The sequence below is a fragment of the Gemmobacter aquaticus genome (assembly GCF_007859075.1).
In the GTDB taxonomy this organism is placed as follows: domain Bacteria; phylum Pseudomonadota; class Alphaproteobacteria; order Rhodobacterales; family Rhodobacteraceae; genus Gemmobacter; species Gemmobacter aquaticus.
This window is the reverse complement of sequence record NZ_VOAK01000011.1, coordinates 826,704-850,555: the sequence shown is the minus strand read 5'-3', so window position 1 is coordinate 850,555 and position 23,852 is coordinate 826,704. Positions and strand designations below refer to the sequence as shown.

Here is a 23,852-nt window from a genome sequence, read left to right as displayed (position 1 = left end):
TTGCGTAGCCGCAGTTCTAGATGCTGAATATGGCATGAATTGGGCGGCGTCGATGGCTCGCCCTGACCTCTTACGGGCAGAGCACCGTGTCATTCGACAGACCAAAAGCCATCAGCGCCAGCAGAACCGCAAGACCGGCCGTCATCAGCCCCTGAACCACCCGGTCCGAAGGCTTGCGCCGCGTCACGGCTTCCCACGCGTGGAACAGCAGATGTCCGCCATCCAGCACCGGGATCGGAAACAGGTTCATCAGTCCCACTGCGGTCGAAAGGGTGGCGATGAACAGAATGAAGCTCTCGGCGCCCAGCGAGGCCGCGGCGCCCGAGGTTTCCGCAATCCCGAGCGGCCCCTGCAGGTTGCAGGTCGAGATATTCCCCGCCGCCATGTGCCACAGCCCCGAAAGGCTGGTCGTGATTACACCCCAAACCTGCGCGGCGGCAATGCTGACGCCCTCGATCGGGCCTGGTGTCCGCAGCGCTGGCAGGATCGCCGGTCCGCCGCCGAGGCCGACCATCCATCGCGTCTCGAACCCGCCTTCGGGTTTTGGCAGATCGGTGCGGCGCGGAGTAATCGTGATTTCCAGCCTCTCATCCCCGCGCAGGATACCCAAAGTGACCGGTGCCCCATTTGAATTGCCGACGATCTCGCGCATCTGGTCAAAGGCCAGAACGGGTGTTCCATTCACCGAGGTGACGAAATCGCCATCCTGCATGCCTGATTCAGCTGCGGGGGTCATCGGCTGCACCCCACTCACCAGTGGCGGGAAGGGATAGGGGCCGGTCACCTCCAGTTCGGTGCCACCGCGATTGATCAGGAACTGCGTGGAGGCAGCTGGCGGCAGGCTTCTGGCAACCGCGTAAAAGGCTGCAAGATCGGCGACGGGCTGGCCATCAATCGCGAGGATTGCGTCCCCCGGCTGCAATGCTTCGGCGCCCGGAACGGCCATCACCTCGCCCACGACCGCCTCGTCACGCGCGATGCCCGACACCCACAAGAAGCCCGAGAAGATCACGATCGACAGGGCAAAGTTGAACAGCGGGCCAGCTGCCACCGTCGCCGCCCGAGCCCACAGGGGTGCCCCCTGCATCGTATGGCGCGCCTCATCTGCGCTGAGCCCCTGAAGGGCGGCGCCGTCCGGTCGTGAGGCGGCATCGCTGTCGCCCATGAATTTCACATATCCCCCAAAGGGAAGGGCGGCCAGTTGCCAGCGCGTGCCACGGCTGTCGACACGGCTGAACAGGCGCGGGCCAAAGCCCAGCGAGAACACCTCGGCATGGATGCCGCACCAGCGCCCGACGATGTAATGGCCGTATTCATGCACCGCCACGATGATCGAGAGCGCCACCACAAAGGCCGCCACCGTCAGCGCGATATTCCCGAAATCGGGGATCAACCCAGCCATTCATCCAATCCTGTCTTCAACCGGCACCAAGGCACCGAATCCGTCTGTCTTACCCGGCGCGGCGCGTGGTCAGCGCCTTGGCAACCCTTGTCGCCTCGAGTCGGGCCAAGGCATCCATCTGCATAACCTCATCCAGATGGATCGGGGTATTTCCAAGGCCGCCGCCGCTCGAAAGCGCGGCAAGCGTATCTTCAACGATCCCCGACATATCGGCAAACCCGATTCCGCCGCCAATGAAATGATCGAGAGCGATCTCCTTGGCCGCGTTGAAGGCAGTCCCCGCAAGACCGCGCACAGCCATGACTTCGCGCGCAAGGCGCAGCGCGGGATAGCGCGTCTCATCCGCCGGGCGGAACGTCAGCTGCCCAAGCGCTGCGAAATCGAGACGCGCCACCGGCAGATCGGAACGCTGCGGCCAGTTCAGCGCATATCCGATGGCATGGCGCATGTCAGCCGCACCCAGATGCGCCATGATCCCCCCATCGCGGTAGCCCACCATGGAATGAATGATGCTTTCAGGGTGGACGATCACTTCGACCTGATCGGGCTGCACGCCGAAATATTCACGTGTTTCAATAACTTCCAGCGCCTTGTTGAACATCGACGCGCTATCGATGGTGATGCGCTGGCCCATCGACCAGTTCGGATGCGCCAGAGCATCCTTGAGCGTGGCAAGGCGCAACCGCTCTACAGGCCAGTCACGCAGCGCCCCGCCCGATGCGGTCAGCACGATACGCTCGACCGAGGCCAGATCCTCGCCCACCAGCGCCTGAAAGATCGCGCTGTGCTCGCTGTCGACCGGCAGGATGCGTGCGCCATGCCGTGCGGCTTCAGCCAGCAATAGCGGCCCGGCGGTTACAAGGCTTTCCTTGTTTGCCAGCGCAAGCGTGGTGCCATGGCGCAGCGCGTGAAAGCCCGGCGCCAGCCCCGCCGCCCCGACGATCGAAGACATGATCCAGTCGGCGCGACGGTCCGCGGCCTCGATCAGCGCCTGTGCGCCCGCCGCGGCCTCGATCCCCGATCCGGCCAGCGCCTCGCGCAGCGCAGGCAGGCACTCGTCATGCGCAGTCACGGCGACCTCGGCCCGCAACTCGCGCGCCATTTCAGCAAGCCGCGCAATATTGCGCCCACCGGTCAATGCGACGGTGCGAAAGGTCGCGGCACCGCCCTGATGGCGCATCAGATCGAAAGTCTGCTCGCCGATGGACCCGGTTGCGCCGAAGATCGATACGCTGCGCATGACCCAGTCTTCCCTACCAAAGCTGGGGGAACAGCATCTGAACCCCCACAACGACGAGCACTGCCAAAATTACCGCATCGAACCTGTCCAGTACGCCGCCATGCCCCGGAATAAGGTTGGAGCTGTCCTTGACCCCAACGCGGCGCTTTATGGCGCTTTCGGCGATGTCACCCATCTGCCCGGCAAAGGCGACGATGGGCGAGAAAAGGATCACGACCGCCCCCAATGTGCCCGAGAAAGCCCAGCCTACGATCAGCGCACCGATCCAGCCGGCGATTGTGCCGCTCCATGTCTTCTTGGGGCTGACACGCGGCCAGAACTTCGGCCCACCCAGAAGTCGCCCGCCGAAATATCCCATGATGTCGGATGCGATCACCACCGCCAGCAACCAGAGCGTCAGCACCAGCCCCTGCGGCTGGCAGCGCAGCCAGATCAGCGCGGCCCCGGCCAGCAGAATTGCCACCCCGTAGAACAGAGCGATCACCCCATCCCGCCCCTGCCGGAGCGTCATCGACCACAACTCCCACAGCATGGCGACGACGGCGAGCACGATCAGCGCGGCAAAGACCCAGCCCCCGATCCAGAGCGCGGCGCCCCCCACGGCCAGCATCACTGCCGCCGATGCTACGCGCGGGCCAAGGTCGCCCCATTGCGCGCTCATGCGCCGACGACCCCGCCGAAGCGGCGTTCGCGCGCACCAAAGCGCGAGACGATGCGCCCCAGTTCCTCAGGTGTGAAATCGGGCCACAGCGTTTCGGTGAATTCATATTCCGCATAGGCGGTCTGCCAGGGCAGGAAATTCGATGTGCGCGTCTCGCCGCTGGTGCGGATCACCAGGTCGGGGTCGGGCAGATCGGCAGTATCCAGATGCTGGCTGATCAGCGCGTCACTGATCTGGTCTGGCGACAGAAGGCCCTCGGCTACGGCGCGGGCAATGTCGCGCGTCGCCCGCACGATTTCGTCCCGGCCGCCATAGTTGATGGCGATTGTAAAGTTCAGGCGGTTGTAAACGGCTGTCCGCGCCTCGATCCCCGCCATCAGCTTTTGCAACTTGGGGTCCAGCCGGCTGCGATCCCCGATAAATCGCATCCGGACGCTTTCGGCGGCAAGCCGGTCGGCCTCACGCTCGATGTAGCGGGCGAAAATGGCCATCAGCCCAAGCACTTCCTCGGTCGAGCGTTTCCAGTTCTCGGTCGAAAATGCGTAAACGGTCAGCCATTTGATCCCGAGGTCGGGCGCGCAGCGCACAATCTCTTTGACCCGCTCGGCCCCTTTGCGGTGCCCCACCAGACGCGGCCAGCCGCGATTGGTCGCCCACCGGCCGTTGCCATCCATGATGATGGCGACATGTTCAACCTTGCGGCCCGAACCGGCAGCGGCGCTTGTCGAATGCGTGGAACTGGAGGCCAAGGTCTGTCCCCTTGCGGCACGGAACATGCAGGCCCTCAGACCTGCATGATTTCCTGTTGCTTGGACTCCAGCGCCTTGTCGACCAAGGCGATGGCCTTGTCGGTCAGCTCCTGGATCTCGTCGGCGTACATCTTCTGGTCGTCTTCCGACAGGCCGGAGCCCTTGGCCTTCTTGATCTGGTCCATCCCGTCGCGCCGGACGTTACGAATGGCGATACGGGCCTGTTCGGCATATTGCGCGGCAACCTTAGTCAGCTCGCGCCGGCGCTCTTCGTTCAACTCGGGGATGGGCAGACGGATCAGTGGACCATCGGTCACGGGGTTGATGCCGATACCGGATTCGCGGATCGCCTTTTCTACCTTGCCAATCATGCCCTTGTCCCAGACGTTGATCACCACCATCCGGGGCTCGGGCACGTTCACGGTGCCAAGCTGGTTGATCGGTGTCATCTGGCCATAGGCGTCGACCTGGATCGGATCGAGTATCTGCGCCGAAGCGCGCCCCGTGCGAAGCGAGGCGAATTCGGTCTTGAGCGCGCCCATCGCACCGTCCATCCGGCGCTGGATTGCATCAAGGTCGATCTCGATATCGTCTGCCATCTTATCCTCTTCGATCAATGTCCGCATCCGGTGCGTGTCGCGACCTTGCGGTCGGGGCACGGGTCGGCCGGGTTTCCCGCCTCTATAACCTGTTCGGGCGCAAGGTGTATAGGTCACGTCGCGCATTGCGGGATTTCCGCGCATGCCTGAGCAGCCTTTGTCCGGGCTTGCCTGAACGGCTCTGCGCACCCACTATCCGTCCCGGTCGGAATCGATTTGGACCGGCCGAACGCATTCTTGAAAAGAGAGAACAAGGTTATGGCAATTCTGCTGATCGACAGCCAAGGCGGCGTCTACCGAAGCGATATCACCACCGGAAACATCACAAGACTGGCAGACTATGCCCAGCTTTGGACCGACATCGCAGTCCTGCCCAACGGCAAGGTCTTCGCCAATACCGGGACCGGGCTTTACGAGCTGAACCTGAACACCAATACCGCGATCTTGCGCCCCACCCCATCCGGATTTTTCAATGGCCTTGCGTCTGACAGTCAGGGGCGGCTCTACCTCGGCGGCTCGGGTAACGAGATCGTCGTCCTCTCCTCCACCACATTCAACACGATCCGCACCATCGACCTGCCGGCGGGCGTACAGTCGGCGGGCGATATCCACATCAACGGCGACAAACTCTATTATTCCACGACCAGCAACCGCCTGCTGACGATCGACCTTGATACGGGCGACGTCATCCGCAACGTGGCCCATAACATCAACTCCCTCTACGGCCTGCACTCCGAGGGCGGCAAGCTTTATGGCCTGGCAGGCAACGATGTCTACCTCATCAATCCCAATACGGGCGCCGTGACGCTGCAGCTTGAACTGCCGGCAAGCATCACCGTCTACGGGGCGGCCACCTTGGCGGGGGTGAAGGTTGTGGGCACGGCGCAAGACGACGTCTTGCAGGCCGACCCGAACGGATCGAAGCTCTATGGGCGCGATGGCGGTGATATTCTGATCGGGTCGGCCTCGGGCGATCTGCTCGATGGCGGCACCGGGCGCGACTACATCCACGGCCGCGGCGGAAGCGACCGGATGCTCGGCGGCGCAGGTCGCGACGTTCTTGCCGGCGGCAGGGGAAATGACACGATGACGGGCAATGCCGACAAGGATGCCTTTGTCTTCAACTCGGACGACGGGCGCGACCGAATCACTGATTTTCAGGACGATGTCGACACGCTGGAACTATCGCTGGCCTTGCTGGGCAGTGGGCCAAAGACCGTGGCCGCGCTTCTGAACACCTATGCCACCAATACGGCCGAGGGCGTGTTCTTCGACTTTGGCGCCAAGGGCACGCTGCTTCTGGCAGGCGTCGACCGGAAAGCCGATCTGGCTGACGACATCCTGCTCGTCTGACCGAGTCCCTCGGCCCTGCGTCGTGCGGGCCGGGGAATTTCCAGTCTCTGCCGGAAAGGCGTGGGATCAGCCCCGCACGATCGTGTAGGTCCCCTGCCCGGCCAGGATGCCCTTGAAACCGCCGGGTTCGTCCAGTGAAAAGACGATGATCGGCAGGTCATTGTCCCGCGCAAGCGCGATGGCCGAGGCATCCATCACGCCCAGATGCTTGGCCAGACATTCGTCATAGCTGACCTCTTCATAGCGCTTGGCATCGGCATGCTTCTTGGGGTCCTTGTCGTAAACCCCGTCCACTTTGGTGCCCTTGAAGATCGCCTCACAGGCCATTTCGTTGGCGCGCAGTGTCGCTGCGGTATCGGTGGTGAAATAGGGGTTCCCGGTGCCCGCGGCAAAGATGCAGACCCGCTTCTTTTCCAGGTGGCGGACGGCACGACGGCGGATATAGGGCTCACAGACCTGATCCATCGGGATCGCGCTGATGACGCGGGTAAAGACGCCCAACTGCTCCAGCGCCGACTGCATTGCCAGCGCGTTCATGACCGTTGCCAGCATCCCCATATAGTCGGCGGTCGTCCGCTCCATCCCCTGGGCCGATCCGGCCAGCCCGCGGAAGATGTTGCCGCCACCGATCACCATGCAAACCTCGACACCCATGTCGCGGACCGATTTCACTTCCTGCGCGATGCGGGCGACGGTCGGCGGGTGCAGGCCATAGCCCTGATCGCCCATCAGCGCCTCACCCGAAATCTTCAACATGACGCGCTTGTATTTCACGGGGGCGGTGGGGTTATCGGCAGCGGTCATGGGAGGCCTTGTTTTTGGGGGTGGCAATCACTGGCGCGCAAAATGTCGGAAAACGCGGGCGGGTTCAACCTTCACATGCGTCTGCCAACAGCAGGTATCCGCGGCGCAATGCAGCGCCACTCCGGCCTTCTTCTTTTCCCAAGTATCCTCGGGGGTGAATGGGCCGCAAGGCCCAGAGGGGGCAGACAGCCCCCTCCCGGCGCAATCTCACTCGGCACGGCCCGAGGCTGCGGGGAACGTCATATCGCCCTGAAACACTGCTGACACCTCGGCGCGGATGATCTGCGCGATCAGCTCGCAATCCTCAAGGCTGAAGGTCAGTGGCAGGCGCATATCAAGAATGGCGTGCAGGATGCGGTCGCTTTCCGGCATCGGCACGCTCGGCGCATAGGTCCAGCTGTCATAGCGGCTGGTAAAGGCCACCGGCTGCGGATCGCCAAACCATTTCAGCTCCACTCCGCGCGCCGCGCAGCGTGCGACAACTGCACGGATCGCCTCAGCAGCCCAGTCGAGCAACAGGAACTGAAAGGACGAGGCCACAAAGCCCTCGGCATCCGGCCGCGCAACCAGTGTCAGCCCCGGCGTATCCGCCAGACCCGCCTCGATTACCCGGTAACGTTCATTCCAGCGCGCGCATTGGCGATCCAGATCGCGCAACTGCGGGCGCAGGATGGCCGCGCGCAGATTGTCCATGCGGCCCGATATGTTGGGCGTGCTCAATCGCAGGTCACGAAACGCCTCGGGTGGCGGCGCGGCACGGTGGCGGTCATAGAGCATGTAGCTGCCTGACAGCAGGATTGCGCGCGCCATGAGTTGCGGATCGTCCGAGATCAGAAGCCCACCCTCGCCTGAATTGGCGTGTTTGTAGGTCTGCGTCGAAAAGCATCCGGCAACGCCCCAACGCCCCGTAAGTCGCCCGTTCCAGCCTGCCCCCATCGTATGGGCGCAGTCCTCGATGACGATAACTCCACGCGCATCGCACAGGCGCATCAGCGCCTCCATGTCGCAGATATGTCCGCGCATGTGCGACAGCATCAGAACCCGCGCCTCGCCCGCCTTGGCCGCAAGGTCATCAAGGTCGATCACCAAGCCCTCGGTCACCCCCACGAATACCGGCACCGCGCCGACCGAAGCGATGGCCCCCGGCACGGGCGCCAGTGTAAAGGCATTGGTCAGCACCCTCTCGCCCGGCTGCACCCCCACTGCGCGCAAGGCGCAAGCCAGCGCATAGCCCCCCGAGGCGACGGCAAGGCAATAGCGCGCGCCGGTCTGGGAGGCGAACTCTTCCTCAAGCGCGGCCGCCTCGGCCACCTCACCCGGGATTGTGTTGTAGCGATGCAGCCGCCCCGATTGCATCACACGCAACGCAGCCTCAACCGCCTCGTCCGGCAGCGGTTCCTGCTGGGTGAAGCTACCCGAAAAACGCTCAGTCAATGGTTCCATGCCCCGATCCATGCGCCGCGGCCCCGGCTCTTGTCAACGTGACTTGGATTCCCCCGGCGCGCGTGTCACAGGGGACAACCCCTGACGCGCGAGTCGGCCGATGCCCCGTTTCCTGACTATCTCTGCCCAGTCCATGGCGTTCTGCCTCGCCCTGCTGGCATCCCCCGCCCAGGCCGATCTGGTGATTGAGGGGCGCGACGCGCAAAAGCTGCATTGCGCGGCCATTCTGGTGGTTCTGGCCGACCGGCTGGAAAGCGTGGGCCTGATCCCGCCCGAGGCGCTGAAGCAGGCGCAGTTCACTGCCGTTGCCTTGCTTGCGCAGCTTCCGGGGTCGGAACGTGACCGCGTGCGCGCGCTGGTTCAGCGGTCGGAAAAGATCATGGCGACCCGCACCATGCCCCAACTGATCGATGAATTCCGCAGCACCGTTGACTGGTGCGCGGCCCAGCTTGAACCTGAAGAGTGATCAGCCCAGAAACCGCGCCACCAACGAAGGCAGGTCGCGGTAGTCGTGCAGCATCGCCTCTGGCCGCAGCCGCGAAATGCCGGGGCCTTCGGGCCCAAAGCTGACAAGGATGCACGGCACACCCGCCGCCGCTGCGGTCTTGCGGTCGGTGTCGGTATCCCCGATCAGGATAGAGCGCGTCGGGTTCCCCCCCGCCAGCCGCACCGCCGCCAGATAGGGCGCAGGGTCAGGCTTGCGCGTGGGCAGCGTATCAGCCCCGATCAGCGCCCCGAACAAATCGCGCACGCCCAACCTTTGCAGCAGTGTCTCGGCCAGCCCCTCGGGCTTGTTGGTGCAGATCGCCGTCGCGAAGCCAGCCGTGCGCAGCGCCACGACCGCATCGGCGGCACCAGGATAGAGACGGGTATGGGTGTCAATCGCATCAGCATAGGCCGCCAGCAGCACAGGATACTGCGCATCCACCGCCGCCTCATCCCCCTGCCCGAGCCGCGAGAACCCAAGCCGAAGCATGGCGCGCCCGCCGTGAAATGCGGTCAGCGCATCGCCCACCGGATCAAGCAGATCACCATGGCCAAGGCCACGAAAGCAGGCATTCGCCGCCGCGATCAAATCTGCCGAGGTATCGGCCAAAGTGCCGTCCAGATCGAAAACCACCGTTTTCATGGGCTTGAAACCTGCCGAAAGGATGTGTGAAGGGGCATGACTTGCGCCCCGGCCTGCACGGGTTAAAACGGGTGCCGCGCCATTGAAAGGGGTCTTATGTCGGTTTCTCTCGTCATTCTCGCCGCGGGGCAAGGCACGCGGATGAACTCCGACCTGCCGAAAGTGCTGCATCACGTGGCGGGTGCCCCGCTTCTGCATCACGCCATGCAGGCCGGTCAGGCGCTTGAACCCGACCGCGTGGTTGTGGTGGCCGGGCATGGCGCCGAGGCGGTGGGCAAGGCGGCACAGGCTTTTGATGAAGGCTGCACCATTGTCGTGCAGGAAGAACAGCTGGGCACCGCCCATGCCGTCGCACAGGCGGCACCTGTCCTGGCGGACGCAACAGGCGACACGGTCGTCCTTTACGGCGACACCCCCTTTATCCAGCCTGCAACGCTGGAGGCCATGCAAGAGGCCCGCGCGCGGCATGCCGTGGTCGTGCTGGGGTTTGAGGCGCGCGATCCGGGCAGATACGGACGGCTGATCGCCGATGGAGACCGGCTGGAGCGCATTGTCGAGTTCAAGGACGCGACCGAGGCGGAGCGGGCAATCACCCTCTGCAACTCGGGCGTGATCTGCGCCGACACGCAGACCCTCTTCAGCCTTGTCGCCGAAGTGGGCAACCAGAATGCGGCGGGCGAATACTATCTGACCGATATTGTCGAACTGGCCCGCGCCCGCGGGCTGTCAGCCGGTGTCGTCACCTGCCCCGAGGCCGAGACGATGGGCGTGAACACCCGCGCGCAACTGGCCGAGGCCGAGGCCGCCTTTCAATCCCGCGCGCGCGCCGAGGCATTGGAAAACGGTGTGACGCTGACCGCGCCCGAGACCGTTTTCTTTGCACTGGATACGGTCGTTGGACGCGATGCCATCATCGGCGCAAATGTCGTGTTCGGCCCCGGCGTCACCATCGAAAGCGGCGCCGAGATCCTGGCCTTTTGCCACCTGACGGGCTGTCATGTCTCGCGCGGGGCCACTGTAGGGCCGTTCGCGCGCCTGCGCCCCGGTGCGGAACTGGCCGAGGACGTGCATGTCGGCAACTTCGTCGAGATCAAGAACGCCATCCTCGACGAGGGTGTGAAGGTCGGACATCTGACCTACCTTGGCGATGCCGATGTGGGCGAGCACACAAACATCGGCGCGGGCACCATCACCTGCAATTATGATGGGGTGAACAAGCACCGCACCCGGATCGGCAGGCGCGCCTTCATCGGCTCTGACACCATGCTGGTGGCCCCGGTCTCGGTGGGGGATGACGCCATGACCGGGTCGGGCTCCACCATCACCGAGGACGTCCCGCCTGAGGCCGTGGCGCTTGGTCGCGCGCGTCAGGTCACGAAACCGGGCCTGGCCCCGAAATTGTTCGAAATGTACAAGGCGATCAAGGCCAAACGCCAGAAGGGCGAAGCATAATGTGCGGAATTGTCGGTATCCTTGGCAATCATCAGGTTGCACCGCTGCTGGTGGAAGGCCTGAAGCGACTGGAGTATCGCGGCTATGACAGTGCGGGCATCGCAACGGTCAACGACGGCCGGCTCGACCGCCGCCGCGCAGTGGGCAAGCTTGCCAACCTGAGCGACCTTCTGGTGCATGACCCCCTCGCAGGTCGCGCCGGAATCGGCCACACCCGTTGGGCCACGCACGGTGCTGCGACGGTGGCGAATGCCCATCCCCATCGCGCCGGGAACGTCGTCGTCGTTCACAACGGCATCATCGAAAACTTCCGCGACCTACGGGCCGAGATGGTCGCCGCCGGCCACAGTTTTGAATCTGAAACCGATACCGAGACGGTGGTTGCGCTGATCCAGGGCGAAATGGCGCAAGGCAAGACCCCGACAGAGTCGGTCGAGGCCGTCCTGCCCCGCCTGCACGGCGCTTTTGCGCTCTGCTTCCTGTTCGAGGGCGAGGACGACCTGATGATCTGCGCCCGCAAGGGCAGCCCGCTCGCCATCGGCCATGGCGATGGTGAGATGTTCGTGGGCTCTGACGCCATTGCCCTTGCCCCCCTGACCGACCGGATCACCTATCTCGAGGAAGGTGACTGGGCTGTCATCACCCGCAAGGGCGCACAGATCTTCGACGCGCAGAACCGCCGCGCAAACCGCGCCATGACCCGCATCCAGGTTGATGCCACCCGGATCGAAAAAGCCGGCTACAAGCATTTCATGGCGAAAGAGATCGCCGAACAGCCTGTCGTTCTGGCTGATGCGCTGAAGCACTATGTCGCCGACGATGGGAACAGCGCGCTTCAGGCGCTCGACTTCTCCGGCGTTGACCGGCTGACGCTGGTGGCCTGCGGCACGGCGCATTACGCCTGCCACGTTGCGAAGTACTGGTTCGAAAGCCTCGCTGGTCTTCCCTGCGATATCGATATCGCGTCCGAGTTCCGCTACCGCGAACCGCCACTGTCCGATAAGGGCTGGGCGCTGTTCGTCAGCCAGTCGGGCGAGACCGCCGACACATTGGCCGCATTGCGCTATGCCCGCGACAAGGTTGCCAAGGTGCTTTCGGTCGTCAATGTGCCCACATCGTCAATCGCGCGGGAAAGCGATCTGGCACTGCCCATTCTCGCAGGGGTAGAGGTCGGCGTCGCATCGACCAAGGCCTTCACCTGCCAGCTTGCCGTTCTGGCGCTGATGGCGCTGAAGGCCGGGCGCGACCGTGGCAGATTGACAGCCGAGGAACACGCCACCCATATCGCCGACTTCCGCCTTCTGCCCGGGCTGATGAACCACGCGCTCAGCCTCGCGCCCGAGATCGAGAAGCTGGCCGAACAACTGGCCGAGGCACAGGACGTTCTGTTCCTGGGGCGCGGCCAGATGTATCCGCTTGCGCTGGAAGGCGCGCTGAAGCTTAAGGAAATCAGCTATATCCACGCCGAAGGCTACGCCAGCGGCGAGCTGAAGCATGGCCCCATCGCACTGATTGACAGCCGTGTACCCGTGATCGTGCTCGCCCCGCGCGACCATCTGTTCGAAAAGACCGTCTCGAACATGCAAGAGGTGATGGCGCGCCACGGCAAGGTGCTTCTGATGTCGGATGCCGCAGGTGTGACCGAGGCGGGCGCGGGCTGCTGGCGCACGCTCACGCTGCCAAAGGTGCCCGACGTCTTTGCCCCGATCCTTTATGCGATCCCCGCGCAGCTTTTGGCCTATCACACCGCGATCGCCAAAGGCACCGACGTCGATCAGCCGCGAAACCTCGCAAAATCCGTGACGGTGGAGTGATGGCAAAGCAGTTCGACGGCTTTACCGACGATCACACCAGTTTCGTCGCCGAACAGGCGATCTTCTTCGTTGCGACATCGGCGCCCGGGGCCCGCATCAACCTCTCGCCCAAGGGGATGGATTCGCTGCGGATCCTCGGCCCCAACCGGCTGGTCTGGCTGAACCTCACCGGATCAGGGAACGAGACGGCGGCCCACCTGCCCCATGATCCGCGCATGACGGTGATGTGGTGCAGCTTTGGTACGCGCCCGCTGATCCTGCGCGCCTATGGCGTGGCGCGGGTTGTCCATCGCAGCCATGCCGACTGGACGACACTCGCCGCCGAACTGCCAGACGTGCCGGGTGCCCGGCAGATCGTCGATATGCAGGTGGAGATGGTGCAAACCTCCTGCGGCTACGCGGTTCCGATGATGGAGGGCGCACGCGAACGCCCCGTGCTGCGCAACTGGGCCGAACTCAAGGGAGAGGATGGCCTCACCGCCTATTGGGACGAACGCAACCGCACCTCGATCGACGGCCTGCCGACCGGGATCGAGGCCAACCTGGACCCCGCCAAATGAGTACCGAGGACTGGAGCGACGAGGACTGGGGGGACGAGCCCGATGCACCGGCGATCCCGGTGCCCGCCAACGTCACCGAGGCGCTGGCGCAGATAGAGGCTGCTGCCGATCCGGCCAAGGCGCCCGAGATGGCCGCCTATCACAAGGCGCCGCGCCGCTATCTGGGCACCCCGGTTCCGGCGATTGACACCCTGACCCGTGCCTGGCGCGCGGGCCTCACGGTCGATGACCGCCTGAACCTGGCAGACGCCCTCTGGCAGACCGACATCCATGAGGCCCGTATTGCAGCCGCCCGGTTGCTGACGCAGGCGCGCATCCGCCCGGATGACGATGTCTGGGCGCTGATCCAGTCTTGGGTTCCGCAATTCGATGCCTGGGCCATCGCCGACCATGCCTGCAAGGCCGGTGAAAAGCGCATCATGGCCGACCTCTCGCGCCTCGACACGGTGGAGCGCTGGACGCAAAGCCCGCTTGTGTGGCAGCGCCGAGCGGCCTTGGTCATCACCCTGCCGCTGACCAAGCTGAATTTCCCCAAACCCGACGAGGTTGCGGCTCGTGAGCGTGTCCTCGGCTGGGCGGCCAGTTATGTCCCCGACCGCGACTGGTTCATCCAGAAGGCCATCGGCTGGTGGCTCCGGGACCTCTCGAAGCATAACGCGGTCCGCACGGCCCGCTTTCTTGACGAGCACGGCGCCGGGATGAAGGCCTTTGCCCGCAAGGAAGCCGCGCTCTATCTGCCAAAATAGCCCCCTCATTCTTCTTTTCACAAATATCCTCGGGGGGAGCTTCCCGAAGGGAAGCGTGGGGGGCAGACAGCCCCCCACCTACCGCATGGGCCCCGCACCCACCGACAAATTTATCCCCGCCGATTAAGCCGCGCCTTGCCGCCCCCACGTACTGGGCATAGACTCTGCCCATGAACGCGCCCCTGATCGATCCCTTTGCCCGTGCGATCCGCTACCTTCGGGTATCGGTGACAGACCGCTGCGATTTCCGCTGCGTCTATTGCATGGCCGAGCATATGACCTTTCTGCCGAAAGCAGATCTGCTGACGCTGGAAGAACTTGACCGGCTCTGCACCACTTTCGTGGACCTCGGGGTCGAAAAGCTTCGCATCACCGGGGGTGAGCCCTTGGTGCGAAAAGGGATCATGACCTTTTTCCGTGCCATGTCGCGCCATCTCGATACCGGGGCGCTGAAAGAACTGACGGTCACCACCAACGGCAGCCAGCTCGCGCGTTTTGCGACCGAGCTTGCCGACTGCGGTGTCCGGCGGATCAACGTCTCGCTCGACACGCTTGATCCCGCAAAGTTCGAGAGGATCACCCGGTGGGGGCGCCTGCCGCAGGTGCTCGACGGGATTGATGCCGCGCGCCGTGCCGGACTGCGGGTCAAGATCAACACCGTCGCCCTGAAAGGGGTGAACGATGACGAACTTTTCACCCTGACTGACTGGTGCGCGCGTGAGGGTCATGACCTGACGTTCATCGAGGTTATGCCGATGGGTGATCTGGGTGGCGAGGACCGGCTAGACCAATACTGGTCACTGAAAGACCTGCGCGATCAGCTCGCGCAGCGCTTTACCCTGACCGATCTGGCAGAACGCACCGGCGGCCCTGCCCGCTATGTCAGCGTCGAGGAGACAGGCCAGAAGATCGGCTTCATCACCCCGATGACGCATAATTTCTGCGAAAGCTGCAACCGGGTCAGGCTGACCTGCACGGGCGAGCTCTACATGTGCCTCGGGCAAGAGGATGTGGCTGATCTCCGTGCGCCCCTGCGGGCGTCAAGCGACGATGCGGTGCTGACAGAGGCGATCCGCGCCGCCATCGCACGCAAGCCCAAGGGACATGACTTCGACTATTCCCGCCAGAAGGTCGCGGGCCAGATGTCGCGCCACATGAGCCACACGGGCGGCTAACGCAGTTTCAATTCTCCAGCCTCGACCCTGAGCCGCGTCTCGAAGGCTTTCGAGATATGGGCCTTCAACGCCGTGTAGGCCGCATCGCCATCTCGCGCGGCAATGGCAGCCACGATCGCATCATGTTCGGCCAGCGCAACCTCGTCGCGCCCCTCGGCGGCAAAGGATGTATTGGCCATCAACGCCATGGAGCGGTGCACAAGATCAAGCTGCTGCACAAGAAACCGGTTGTGGCTCGCGAGGTGGATCTGCTTGTGGAACCTCTTGTTTGCCCGGCTCAGCGCGCGCGGATCGCCACCTGTCAGCGCGCGGTCCTCCTCCGCCATCAGGCGCAGGACGCGGATTTCCTCATCCGTTGCATGACGTGCCGCAAGACGCGCGGCCAGTCCTTCAAGCTCTGTCCTGACAGCGTAAAGCTCGGCCAGCTGGTTGTGATCGAGCGAAGCCACGATCAGGCTTCGCCCGTCACGTGTCAGCATCGATTGCGTCTCAAGCCGTTGCAGAGCCTCACGCACAGGGGTGCGCGACACACCAAGACGCTCGGCCAGCTCTGATTCCACCAGCCGGTCGCCGGGTTTGTACACACCCGCCTCGATGGCCTCGAGAATAAGCGTGTAGGCGTCTTTCTGCACGGATCGGTCCTCTGTCTTGCGCGGCAGTCCAGTCCGCGCCTCCCTGGCCGCGACCCTAGGATCACAAAGCCATGACATGCAAGTGCGTTGCGTTGTCGGCCACAGTACAATCGGCTAGGACGTTCACATGATCAGGCAATCTTTCTCGCATGTCCGGACCTGGGTTTTTGATCTGGACAATACGCTTTACCCGCCATCCGCGCGGCTCTTTGACCAGATCGAGCAACGCATGACGCAGTATGTCATGCGGGAACTGGGCGTTCCGAACACCGAGGCCGACCGGCTGCGCCAGCACTATTGGCAGCTTTACGGCACCACACTTGCGGGCCTTATGGCCGAGCATTCCGTGGACCCCCATGCCTATCTGCATGAGGTGCATGACATCGACTTTGGCGTGCTTTCGCCCGATGCCACCCTTGCCGCCCGCATCAGCGCCCTGCCCGGACGGCGCATCGTCTATACGAACGGCAGCGCCCCCTATGCCGAAAAAGTGCTTGCTGCACGTGGACTTGGGGAAACGTTCGATGCGATCTACGGGGTCGAGCACGCGGGCTTCCGCCCAAAGCCCGATCGCGCGGCCTTTGAGACGGTCTTTGCCGTCGACGGTCTTGACCCAACCCGCGCCGCCATGTTCGAAGATGATCCCCGAAATCTGGCTGCACCGCATGAGATGGGTCTGCGCACGGTCCATGTCGCCCCTGAGGCCGCACCTGCGCCGTATATCCACCACCACACCGATGACCTCTCGGGCTTCCTCGCGCGGCTGATCGACTGATCCGCCCCTGCGACAAGATGCGGCGTGGATTCATCTTTTGCGCAGCGGCATATTTGGCCGCGCGAACAGGAGATGCCATCCATGACAACCCTTCCCGTGAATGCCCCCTCTGGCGCCGAGCGCCTGCCGATCATCGGCTTCATCGCCCGCGACATTGCGCGCGATATCAACGTTGTCTTCTACCTGCTGACGATCTTCGTCACGCTGGTGGTTCTGGCCGTGAAAACCTGGGGGGTGGTCGCCCTCGCCATGACGGCACTCGCCTTCGTGCCGGTCATGTTCGTGATCCTGATCTGCATCACCCTGGGATAGCTTGCCGCGTGGACGCCCCGGGCCCTTTGCCCTATCTAGAGCCGAAACGGAGGGCGAGATGCGCGAGACAACCGACATCCTGATTTCCGGCGGCGGCGTCGCCGGCCTTGCTGCGGCCTGTGCCTTTGGTTCCGCCGGGTTTGAGGTGATCTGCGTGGAGCCGAACCCACCCGTGACTCGCGGCGAGGCCGAAGGGTCGGACCTGCGCACCACGGCCTTCCTCCACCCCTCAATCCCGGTGCTGGAAAAAGCCGGGCTCTGGACCCGCCTTGCCCCCCATGCGGCGGCCCTGCAGATAATGCGCATCGTCGATGCCGGGGGCGCGCGCCCTGAGCCCCGCATCGTCAAGGATTTCGACGCGGCTGACCTTTCAGACAAACCCTTTGGCTGGAACCTGCCCAACTGGCTTCTGCGGCGCGAGATGCTGGCGCGGATCGCCGAACTTCCCAATGTGCGCTTCTTGCCGGGGGTGGCAACGGCGGCAGTCCTGACCCGCGAATCCGAGGCCCTGATCACCCTCTCCGACGGGCGGCGCATTTCCGCCCGGCTGCTGATCGGTGCAGACGGTCGCGGCAGTACCGTGCGCGAGGCGGTCGGGATCACGGTCAAGACCCTGCGCTACGGCCAGAAGGCGCTGGCCTTTGCGGTCAGCCACACCGTTCCACATCACAACATCTCCACCGAGATCCATCGTTCCGGCGGGCCCTTCACCTTCGTGCCGCTGCCGGATCGTGACGGCCAGCCCTGCTCTGCCGTGGTCTGGATGGATCACGCCGCAGAAGTCGACCGCCGCCTCGCCCTGCCGACCGAGGATTTCGCGGCCGAGATGATGGAACGGTCCTGCGGGTTGCTTGGCCCGCTTCGCCAGATCAGCCGACTGACCGCATGGCCCATCATCGCGCAGATCGCACATCGCATGGTGGCCGAGCGCACTGCGTTGATGGCCGAGGCCGCGCATGTGGTGCCACCCATTGGCGCGCAGGGGCTGAACATGAGCCTTGCTGACCTGACCACCCTTCTGGATTTGGCCGAGGCCCAGCCCTCAGCCCTTGGCAGCGCGGCAATGTTGGAGAGCTATCACCGCAAGCGCCACCTGGACGTGCAGTCCCGCGTCATGGGGATCGACATGCTGAACCGCGCCTCGCAGATCGGCGCGCAACCCTTGCGAGACCTGCGCGCGTCAACGCTTGATGCGCTCTATTCGATTGACCCGGTGCGGCGCACGCTGATGCGCGCAGGCATCGGGATCAGGTAAGTCACCCAAAACCGACCTTCCCGCTTCCTCTTGGCCCAAATACCCCAATCGACGCTAGCCAAGAGGACCCGGCCGTGCCTCTTCGGTCAAAAGGACATTCGCCTCAACCTGCCCCACGCCGGGCAAAGTCATGATCCGGCGGCGCAGCACACGCTCAAAATCAGCGATATCCCGGGCGACCACGCGCAGGCGATAGTCAAACAGGCCCAGAACGTGCTGCACCACCTGCACCTCGGGAATGGCCGTCACGGCGCGCTCGAAATCCTCAAGGCTGACGCGCCCCTTGGTGGCAAGCTTGATCCCCAGAAAGACCGTGACGCCAAAGCCAAGCGCCGTGCGGTCAACCTCTACCCGCTGACCGGCCAGGATACCCGCCTCTTCCAGCCGCTTGATTCGCCGCCAGGCGGCAGGCTGGCTCAGCCCGTGGCGCCGCCCGAGTTCGCCCGCCGAAAGCGTGCCATCGCGGGCCAGTTCGCGCAGGAAGGCCCGGTCGATATCATCAAGGTCGATCACGCCCCTGTCCTCATAGCGGCACCCCCGCACTATCCTTGATGGTCGAGATCAGCATCAGCGCCTCGATATCTGCGATGTGTGGCAGTGTCAGGATCCGTTCCCGGTAGATCTGCTGGTAATGCACCATGTCGCGCGCAATCACGTTCAACCGCACGTCGACCCGGCCCAGAAAGGTCTCGATCCCGATCACCTCGGGCACCTCGCGTGCGGCAGCAAGAAACTCGTCAAAGGCGCGCGGGTTCGTCTTGTCCAGCGTGAAGCGGAGCGAGACCTCCACCTCATAGCCCAGACGGCGCCAGTCGATCACCGCCTGCCGCGACCGGATCACGCCAGCATCCGTCAGCTTCTCGATCCGCCGCCAGCAGGTCGCCGCCGTGACACCGGCGCGCTCGGCAAGCTCTGCCGTCGTCAGCGCAGGATCGGCCAATAGGTGCCGCAGGATACGCCGGTCTGCCTCATCGATCATGTCCTACAACCCGTTTTCGTTTCTTCGCACCTACGCAGGTGGCCTCCCTGCCATCGAATTGGAGGATGCGATCCATGCGGCCATGCAATCACCTTGCGCATCCCATCATAGATCGCGCATGACTTTTTCACCATACCGCTAAATGAAGATTGATTACCTGATACATGCCGCGAAAATCGATACATTTGCACGATCAGTCGCGCGGAACACTATATCTTCTGCCGGGTAAACCAACTGAAGGAAACGCCCATGCGCGTGTATTATGATCGCGACTGCGACATCAACCTGATCAAGGACAAGAAAGTGGCCATCCTTGGCTACGGCAGCCAGGGTCACGCCCACGCGCTGAACCTGCGTGACTCCGGCGCGAAGAACCTCGCCGTTGCCCTGCGTCCGGGCTCGCCCTCGGCCAAGAAGGCCGAAGCCGAAGGACTGAAGGTGATGGACATCGCCGAAGCCGCGAAATGGTGCGACGTCATCATGTTCACCATGCCGGACGAGCTGCAGGCCGAGACCTACAAGAAATACGTCCACGACAACCTGCGCGAAGGCTCGGCGATCGCCTTTGCCCACGGCCTGAACGTGCACTTCGGCCTGATCCAGCCCAAACCCGGCGTTGACGTCATCATGATGGCGCCCAAGGGCCCCGGCCACACCGTGCGCGGCGAATACACCAAGGGCGGCGGCGTGCCCTGCCTCGTTGCCGTACATCAGGACGCAACCGGCCGCGCGCTGGAAATCGGCCTCAGCTACTGCTCGGCCATCGGTGGCGGCCGCTCGGGCATCATCGAGACCAACTTCCGCGAGGAATGTGAAACCGACCTCTTCGGCGAACAGGCCGTGCTCTGCGGTGGTCTGGTCGAGCTGATCCGCTGCGGCTTTGAAACGCTGGTCGAGGCGGGCTACGCCCCCGAGATGGCCTATTTCGAATGCCTGCACGAAGTGAAGCTGATCGTCGACCTGATCTATGAAGGCGGCATCGCCAACATGGACTACTCGATCTCGAACACTGCCGAATACGGCCAGTATGTCACCGGCCCGCGCATCCTGCCCTATGACGAGACCAAGGCCCGCATGAAGGCGGTTCTCGAGGATATCCAGCGTGGCAAGTTCGTGCGTGACTTCATGCTGGAAAACCAGGTCGGCCAGCCCTTCCTCAAGGCCTCGCGCCGCGCCAATGACGAGCACCAGATCGAACAGGTCGGCGCCAAGCTGCGCGAAATGATGCCCTGGATCTCCAAGGGCAAGATGGTGGACCGTTCGCGCAACTGACGCGAAGGCAGCAAAGACCAAGGGCCGGCGTCACCACACGCCGGCCCTTTTTCATTCTTGGACCCTGTTCACTCTGGTCCGAACATCTTCCGGGGGTGAATGCCCAGAGGGGGCAAGCGCCTCTTGCCGCCGTTAGACCGCGGCCTCGACGGCAGCGACGATGCCCTCAACCTCTTGCAGCAACAGCGCCTCGTCCTCACATTCCGCCATGACGCGGATCAGGGGCTCGGTTCCCGATTTGCGGATCAGCACGCGCCCAAGCCCGTTAAGCCGCGCCTCGGCCTCGGCAATCCGCGCCTTCACGCTATCGACAGATAGCGGTTGCTTGTCAGCGCCATATCGGACGTTCTTCAAGAGCTGCGGCACGGTTTCAAAGTTCCGCACCAGTTCGGACGCGGGCTTTTCCGTCCGCGCCATCTCGGCCAGGAACTGCAACCCGGCGATCAGCCCGTCACCCGTAGTGGCAAAGTCGGTCATCACAATATGGCCCGACTGTTCGCCCCCCAGATTGAACCCACCCCGACGCATCGCTTCAACGACATAACGATCCCCCACGGCGGTTCTTTCCAGTCGCAGGCCGCGCGCGGACAAGAACCGCTCAAGGCCGAGGTTCGACATGACCGTTGCGACCAGCGTGCCGCCGTTCAGCCTGCCCTCCTCGGCCCAACGGGCGGCGAGAAGCGCCATGATCTGGTCGCCGTCCGCGACCTGGCCGTTCTGGTCAAGGATCATCACCCTGTCCGCGTCACCATCAAGGCTGATGCCGACATGTGCGCCATGCGCGACAACCGCCTCGGCCGCCGTCTGCGTGTGGGTTGATCCGCAGCGGTCGTTGATGTTGGTGCCGTTGGGCGACACGCCCACCGGGATGACCTCGGCCCCTAGTTCCCATAGAACCTCGGGCGCGGCTTTGTAGGCGGCGCCGTTGGCACAATCGATCACAACCTTCAGGCCATCGAGGCGCAGCCCGGCCGGGAAGGTGGTCTTGACGAATTCCTGATACCGCCCACGGCCATCCTCGATCCGTTTCGCGCGCCCGATGTTCTGCGGTTGCGCCGGGGCGATCTCACCTTCGAGGATCGCCTCGATCTCTGCCTCCGCCTCGTCCGACAGCTTGAAGCCGTCGGGGCCAAAGAACTTGATGCCGTTGTCGTGGTGCGGGTTGTGACTGGCCGAAATCATCACGCCCAGATCGGCCCGCATCGAGCGGGTCAGGAAGCCCACCGCCGGCGTCGGCACGGGTCCCAGAAGCAGGACATTCATGCCGGTCGATGTGAGGCCCGCCGTAAGCGCGTTTTCCAGCATATAGCCCGACAGCCGGGTATCCTTGCCAATCACCACACGATGGGCGGAACCACCATCGCGGCGAAAATAGCGCCCGGCCGCCGCGCCAAGGCGCAGCGCCATCTCGGCGGTCATGGGATAGGTATTGGCGCGACCACGCACGCCATCGGTGCCGAACAGCTTGCGGCTCATCTCTCGTCTCCGGTTGTCACGGATCGCCACAGGGCAAGGGCCTGCCGCGTCTCCCATACATCATGAACGCGCAGGACCTGCGCGCCCTGTGCAACGCCTGCCAGCGCCACGGCGACCGAGCCGGGCACGCGTCGCGCGGCATCTGCCTCTGATCCGATCGTACCGATGAACTTCTTGCGGCTGACGCCCAGAAGGATCGGGCACCCGAGCCCATGGAACAGCGAAAGCCCCCGGATCAGGGTCAGGTTGTGGTCCAGTGTCTTTCCAAAACCGATGCCGGGATCGACCATGATCCGGGCACGCGGGATACCTGCGGCTTCGGTCTCAGCGACCTTTTCGGCAAGAAAATCATAGACATCCAGCAGCACGTCATCGTAGCGCGGATCGGCCTGCATGGTTTGCGGCGTGCCTTGTGCATGCATCAGGCAGACGGGGGCACCGCGGCGCGCGGCAAGTGCGCTGAGCGCCGGATCAAAGGTGAAGGCGGCCACATCGTTGATGAACGTGGCCCCAGCATCCAGCGCCGCCTCGGCCACAGCGGCCTTGCGGGTATCGATGGAGATCGCGGTTTCAATCCCGCCCGCGCGCAACGCGGCGATCACCGGCGCGGTACGCGCGCGCTCTTCATCGACCGGCACCTCGGCGGCACCGGGACGCGTACTCTCGCCACCGACATCGATGATCTCGGCCCCCGCGCCTGCCATGCGCTGCCCCTGCGCCACCGCTGCCTCGGGGGCGAGGAACTGCCCCCCATCGGAAAAGCTGTCGGGCGTCACGTTGAGGATGCCCATAAGGCGCGGACGGTCCAGCGCGAGACCCGCAAAATCGGCGCGCGGCGCGGTCAGGCGGGCCAGCGCATCGACCGGCAGGTCGGCGGCGGGCACCAGCTTGGGCGCGCGCCCCCGCTCCAGCACCTCGACACGGTCGAACCAAAGCCAGCCGCCGGCCAGCGTCAACGCCCCCGCAGGGCGGGCCGCGTCTTGCATCGGGATAGGACGATAGTAGATCATGCCTTCGGGTTAGCCCCAAGCCAGAGGGCTGGCAAGGGCCGGGCCTCAGGCGCGCTCGACCGTCACGCGGCTTCCCGCCGGCACTGTTACAGACCCGTGAACCACGAAGCCATCCGCTGCCGTCAGCTCGGCAAGCCACAGCGCCAGCGCCACCGGCTCACGCGAATGAGGTCCGTCCACCGCGTCGAGCACCAGCTTGGTAGGGGCCCAGACAATGGTCTGTCCATGTTTCATCGCCCAGTCGATCTCGGTCCGGGTCGCCACCACCACGCAACGCGGATCGCGCGCAGCCAGCACCCAGGCGTTCTGCTCGATGGCCAGCAGATCGATGCGCCGCTGCGTTGGCTTGTGGCCGGTCTGCGGGCGCGGGCCGTCGGGCAGGCCAACCGTGAGGATGACAGGCCGCCCACGGGCCTGCCACGCGTCAATCCGGGCCGACAGATCGGACGCGGCAACCGTCGCATTGTCAAGGAACACGACCAGCGGATGCAGGGCCTGCATGCCGCCATCGGGATCAGCCGCGCGCAACGGCGTCGCCGCACGCGAGCGCACGATCTCGACCCCAAGCGCGCCTGGACCGCGGTCCAGCTTTTCGATCCGCACGAAGACGCGCATCGCCTGCGGTTCGGCCAGGATGCGTTCGCCCACACGCTCGGCCAGGGTTTCAAGCAGGTTCAGACGTTCAGCCGCAAGCTCGGACGCAATCGATTCCGTGATCCGGTCATAAGACAGGATCCGGTCCACATCATCGTCCAGCGGCGCCGGATGCGGTCGCACCTCGACCACCACATTGAAACGCAGCCGTTGCTTCTGGCCGCGCTCTTGCTGAAAGGCGCCGATATCGGCCTCGACGATATGGTCGCGCAACGAGATGCGGTCGCGCGGATCGGCCCCAGCCGATGCTGCGGCGCGCTCTTCGGGATGGGCGAAGGCAAGACGGATATCGCTGGTCATTCTGCCCTCCGGGCGCAACTGTGTCGCGCGACCTTAGCCGCTCAACCAGCCTATGCCCTG

25 protein-coding genes are annotated in these 23,852 nt (G+C 64.0%); 11 read left to right on the top strand and 14 right to left on the bottom strand.

Annotated elements, in window-relative coordinates; genetic code table 11:
• Positions 1–70 precede the first annotated feature (70 nt).
• The 5 genes from rseP to frr all read right to left on the bottom strand — a co-directional run bounded on the left by rseP (position 71) and on the right by frr (position 4,651).
• The gene (gene rseP, locus FQU74_RS06300) at positions 71–1,402 is read right to left on the bottom strand and encodes an RIP metalloprotease RseP (RefSeq protein WP_146285557.1); all 1,332 of its coding nucleotides are present in this window, start codon (positions 1,400–1,402) and stop codon (positions 71–73) included.
• 49 nt (positions 1,403–1,451) lie between these two features.
• The gene (gene dxr / locus FQU74_RS06295) at positions 1,452–2,642 is read right to left on the bottom strand and encodes a 1-deoxy-D-xylulose-5-phosphate reductoisomerase (protein WP_146285556.1); all 1,191 of its coding nucleotides are present in this window, start codon (positions 2,640–2,642) and stop codon (positions 1,452–1,454) included.
• Between the two features lie 13 nt (positions 2,643–2,655).
• Positions 2,656–3,303 carry a phosphatidate cytidylyltransferase gene (locus FQU74_RS06290; protein ID WP_146285555.1) on the bottom strand — a complete coding sequence of 216 codons (648 nt, stop codon included), beginning with the start codon at positions 3,301–3,303 and terminating at the stop codon, positions 2,656–2,658.
• The gene (gene uppS, locus FQU74_RS06285) at positions 3,300–3,977 is read right to left on the bottom strand and encodes a polyprenyl diphosphate synthase (protein ID WP_229704348.1); all 678 of its coding nucleotides are present in this window, start codon (positions 3,975–3,977) and stop codon (positions 3,300–3,302) included. Before uppS ends, FQU74_RS06290 begins: the two co-directional genes overlap by 4 nt.
• A 110-nt stretch (positions 3,978–4,087) precedes the next feature.
• Complete coding sequence (gene frr / locus FQU74_RS06280; protein WP_146285553.1) at positions 4,088–4,651, bottom strand: ribosome recycling factor; 564 nt, start codon at positions 4,649–4,651, stop codon at positions 4,088–4,090.
• 258 nt (positions 4,652–4,909) lie between these two features.
• Between frr and FQU74_RS06275 the strand changes: the two genes are divergently transcribed.
• Positions 4,910–6,004, top strand: coding sequence for a PQQ-binding-like beta-propeller repeat protein (locus FQU74_RS06275; RefSeq protein WP_146285552.1), 1,095 nt, complete (start codon positions 4,910–4,912; stop codon positions 6,002–6,004).
• 66 nt (positions 6,005–6,070) lie between these two features.
• Here FQU74_RS06275 and pyrH read toward each other — a convergent pair whose 3' ends face one another.
• Together pyrH and FQU74_RS06265 are read right to left on the bottom strand one after the other, a co-directional pair.
• Positions 6,071–6,808 (bottom strand): UMP kinase, encoded by a 738-nt coding sequence (gene pyrH / locus FQU74_RS06270; protein WP_146285551.1) that lies wholly within the window; start codon positions 6,806–6,808, stop codon positions 6,071–6,073.
• Positions 6,809–7,015: 207 nt separating this feature from the next.
• Complete coding sequence (locus tag FQU74_RS06265) at positions 7,016–8,242, bottom strand: DegT/DnrJ/EryC1/StrS family aminotransferase (RefSeq protein WP_146286226.1); 1,227 nt, start codon at positions 8,240–8,242, stop codon at positions 7,016–7,018.
• A 109-nt stretch (positions 8,243–8,351) separates the two neighbouring features.
• Here FQU74_RS06265 and FQU74_RS06260 point away from each other — a divergent pair, with 109 nt between their 5' ends.
• On the top strand, positions 8,352–8,717 hold the full coding sequence (locus FQU74_RS06260; protein ID WP_146285550.1) for a hypothetical protein: 366 nt from the start codon (positions 8,352–8,354) through the stop codon (positions 8,715–8,717).
• On the opposite strand, the gene FQU74_RS06255 is transcribed toward FQU74_RS06260, so the two are convergent.
• Positions 8,718–9,380, bottom strand: a complete 663-nt coding sequence (locus tag FQU74_RS06255) for an HAD-IA family hydrolase (RefSeq protein WP_146285549.1) — start codon at positions 9,378–9,380, stop codon at positions 8,718–8,720. It abuts the gene before it with no gap.
• A gap of 96 nt (positions 9,381–9,476) precedes the next feature.
• Here FQU74_RS06255 and glmU point away from each other — a divergent pair, with 96 nt between their 5' ends.
• The 5 genes from glmU to moaA all read left to right on the top strand — a co-directional run bounded on the left by glmU (position 9,477) and on the right by moaA (position 15,127).
• Positions 9,477–10,832, top strand: coding sequence for a bifunctional UDP-N-acetylglucosamine diphosphorylase/glucosamine-1-phosphate N-acetyltransferase GlmU (gene glmU, locus FQU74_RS06250; RefSeq protein ID WP_188781561.1), 1,356 nt, complete (start codon positions 9,477–9,479; stop codon positions 10,830–10,832).
• Positions 10,832–12,646, top strand: coding sequence for a glutamine--fructose-6-phosphate transaminase (isomerizing) (glmS, locus tag FQU74_RS06245; RefSeq protein WP_146285547.1), 1,815 nt, complete (start codon positions 10,832–10,834; stop codon positions 12,644–12,646). The genes glmU and glmS overlap by 1 nt, the downstream gene beginning before the upstream one ends.
• Entirely contained in the window at positions 12,646–13,206 is a 561-nt protein-coding gene (locus tag FQU74_RS06240; RefSeq protein ID WP_146285546.1) for a pyridoxamine 5'-phosphate oxidase family protein, read from the top strand. Before glmS ends, FQU74_RS06240 begins: the two co-directional genes overlap by 1 nt.
• Entirely contained in the window at positions 13,203–13,952 is a 750-nt protein-coding gene (locus FQU74_RS06235) for a DNA alkylation repair protein (protein ID WP_146285545.1), read from the top strand. The genes FQU74_RS06240 and FQU74_RS06235 overlap by 4 nt, the downstream gene beginning before the upstream one ends.
• A 170-nt stretch (positions 13,953–14,122) precedes the next feature.
• The gene (gene moaA / locus FQU74_RS06230) at positions 14,123–15,127 is read left to right on the top strand and encodes a GTP 3',8-cyclase MoaA (RefSeq protein ID WP_146285544.1); all 1,005 of its coding nucleotides are present in this window, start codon (positions 14,123–14,125) and stop codon (positions 15,125–15,127) included.
• Here the strand turns inward: moaA and FQU74_RS06225 are convergent.
• Positions 15,124–15,759 (bottom strand): GntR family transcriptional regulator, encoded by a 636-nt coding sequence (locus tag FQU74_RS06225; RefSeq protein ID WP_146285543.1) that lies wholly within the window; start codon positions 15,757–15,759, stop codon positions 15,124–15,126. The two genes, moaA and FQU74_RS06225, sit on opposite strands and share 4 nt — an antisense overlap.
• Positions 15,760–15,886: 127 nt before the next feature.
• Between FQU74_RS06225 and FQU74_RS06220 the strand changes: the two genes are divergently transcribed.
• The 3 genes from FQU74_RS06220 (at position 15,887) to FQU74_RS06210 (ending at position 18,101) form a co-directional block, all read left to right on the top strand.
• On the top strand, positions 15,887–16,534 hold the full coding sequence (locus FQU74_RS06220) for a pyrimidine 5'-nucleotidase (RefSeq protein WP_146285542.1): 648 nt from the start codon (positions 15,887–15,889) through the stop codon (positions 16,532–16,534).
• Between the two features lie 81 nt (positions 16,535–16,615).
• Entirely contained in the window at positions 16,616–16,846 is a 231-nt protein-coding gene (locus tag FQU74_RS06215; RefSeq protein WP_146285541.1) for a hypothetical protein, read from the top strand.
• A 58-nt stretch (positions 16,847–16,904) separates the two neighbouring features.
• Entirely contained in the window at positions 16,905–18,101 is a 1,197-nt protein-coding gene (locus FQU74_RS06210) for a UbiH/UbiF family hydroxylase (protein ID WP_146285540.1), read from the top strand.
• Between the two features lie 54 nt (positions 18,102–18,155).
• On the opposite strand, the gene FQU74_RS06205 is transcribed toward FQU74_RS06210, so the two are convergent.
• Both FQU74_RS06205 and FQU74_RS06200 read right to left on the bottom strand, forming a co-directional pair.
• Complete coding sequence (locus FQU74_RS06205; RefSeq protein WP_146285539.1) at positions 18,156–18,614, bottom strand: Lrp/AsnC family transcriptional regulator; 459 nt, start codon at positions 18,612–18,614, stop codon at positions 18,156–18,158.
• Between the two features lie 10 nt (positions 18,615–18,624).
• On the bottom strand, positions 18,625–19,080 hold the full coding sequence (locus FQU74_RS06200) for an Lrp/AsnC family transcriptional regulator (protein ID WP_146285538.1): 456 nt from the start codon (positions 19,078–19,080) through the stop codon (positions 18,625–18,627).
• A 249-nt stretch (positions 19,081–19,329) separates the two neighbouring features.
• Between FQU74_RS06200 and ilvC the strand changes: the two genes are divergently transcribed.
• Positions 19,330–20,352: a ketol-acid reductoisomerase gene (gene ilvC / locus FQU74_RS06195; RefSeq protein WP_146285537.1), complete on the top strand. Its 1,023-nt coding sequence runs from the start codon at positions 19,330–19,332 to the stop codon at positions 20,350–20,352.
• 132 nt (positions 20,353–20,484) lie between these two features.
• Here ilvC and glmM read toward each other — a convergent pair whose 3' ends face one another.
• From glmM to FQU74_RS06180, 3 genes are read right to left on the bottom strand one after another with little or no spacing between them, the layout of a single operon-like run.
• Complete coding sequence (gene glmM / locus FQU74_RS06190) at positions 20,485–21,828, bottom strand: phosphoglucosamine mutase (RefSeq protein WP_146285536.1); 1,344 nt, start codon at positions 21,826–21,828, stop codon at positions 20,485–20,487.
• A complete protein-coding gene (gene folP, locus FQU74_RS06185; protein WP_146285535.1) occupies positions 21,825–22,838 on the bottom strand; it encodes a dihydropteroate synthase in 1,014 nt (337 codons plus the stop codon). The genes glmM and folP overlap by 4 nt, the downstream gene beginning before the upstream one ends.
• Before the next feature lie 45 nt (positions 22,839–22,883).
• Complete coding sequence (locus FQU74_RS06180) at positions 22,884–23,792, bottom strand: dihydroneopterin aldolase (protein WP_146285534.1); 909 nt, start codon at positions 23,790–23,792, stop codon at positions 22,884–22,886.
• Positions 23,793–23,852 lie beyond the last annotated feature (60 nt).

Bases quoted from the DNA above. Each gene is read 5' to 3' on its own strand.
- FQU74_RS06200 (WP_146285538.1), bottom strand. From the start codon at position 19,080: ATGATCGATGAGGCAGACCGGCGTATCCTGCGGCACCTATTGGCCGAT.
- FQU74_RS06290 (WP_146285555.1), bottom strand. From the start codon at position 3,303: ATGAGCGCGCAATGGGGCGACCTTGGCCCGCGCGTAGCATCGGCGGCA.
- frr (WP_146285553.1), bottom strand. From the start codon at position 4,651: ATGGCAGACGATATCGAGATCGACCTTGATGCAATCCAGCGCCGGATG.
- FQU74_RS06235 (WP_146285545.1), top strand. From the start codon at position 13,203: ATGAGTACCGAGGACTGGAGCGACGAGGACTGGGGGGACGAGCCCGAT.
- FQU74_RS06215 (WP_146285541.1), top strand. From the start codon at position 16,616: ATGACAACCCTTCCCGTGAATGCCCCCTCTGGCGCCGAGCGCCTGCCG.
- FQU74_RS06210 (WP_146285540.1), top strand. From the start codon at position 16,905: ATGCGCGAGACAACCGACATCCTGATTTCCGGCGGCGGCGTCGCCGGC.
- glmS (WP_146285547.1), top strand. From the start codon at position 10,832: ATGTGCGGAATTGTCGGTATCCTTGGCAATCATCAGGTTGCACCGCTG.
- FQU74_RS06240 (WP_146285546.1), top strand. From the start codon at position 12,646: ATGGCAAAGCAGTTCGACGGCTTTACCGACGATCACACCAGTTTCGTC.
- uppS (WP_229704348.1), bottom strand. From the start codon at position 3,977: ATGGATGGCAACGGCCGGTGGGCGACCAATCGCGGCTGGCCGCGTCTG.
- dxr (WP_146285556.1), bottom strand. From the start codon at position 2,642: ATGCGCAGCGTATCGATCTTCGGCGCAACCGGGTCCATCGGCGAGCAG.
- pyrH (WP_146285551.1), bottom strand. From the start codon at position 6,808: ATGACCGCTGCCGATAACCCCACCGCCCCCGTGAAATACAAGCGCGTC.
- moaA (WP_146285544.1), top strand. From the start codon at position 14,123: ATGAACGCGCCCCTGATCGATCCCTTTGCCCGTGCGATCCGCTACCTT.
- folP (WP_146285535.1), bottom strand. From the start codon at position 22,838: ATGATCTACTATCGTCCTATCCCGATGCAAGACGCGGCCCGCCCTGCG.
- FQU74_RS06255 (WP_146285549.1), bottom strand. From the start codon at position 9,380: ATGAAAACGGTGGTTTTCGATCTGGACGGCACTTTGGCCGATACCTCG.
- FQU74_RS06260 (WP_146285550.1), top strand. From the start codon at position 8,352: ATGCCCCGTTTCCTGACTATCTCTGCCCAGTCCATGGCGTTCTGCCTC.
- FQU74_RS06180 (WP_146285534.1), bottom strand. From the start codon at position 23,792: ATGACCAGCGATATCCGTCTTGCCTTCGCCCATCCCGAAGAGCGCGCC.
- ilvC (WP_146285537.1), top strand. From the start codon at position 19,330: ATGCGCGTGTATTATGATCGCGACTGCGACATCAACCTGATCAAGGAC.
- FQU74_RS06275 (WP_146285552.1), top strand. From the start codon at position 4,910: ATGGCAATTCTGCTGATCGACAGCCAAGGCGGCGTCTACCGAAGCGAT.
- glmU (WP_188781561.1), top strand. From the start codon at position 9,477: ATGTCGGTTTCTCTCGTCATTCTCGCCGCGGGGCAAGGCACGCGGATG.
- glmM (WP_146285536.1), bottom strand. From the start codon at position 21,828: ATGAGCCGCAAGCTGTTCGGCACCGATGGCGTGCGTGGTCGCGCCAAT.
- rseP (WP_146285557.1), bottom strand. From the start codon at position 1,402: ATGGCTGGGTTGATCCCCGATTTCGGGAATATCGCGCTGACGGTGGCG.
- FQU74_RS06220 (WP_146285542.1), top strand. From the start codon at position 15,887: ATGATCAGGCAATCTTTCTCGCATGTCCGGACCTGGGTTTTTGATCTG.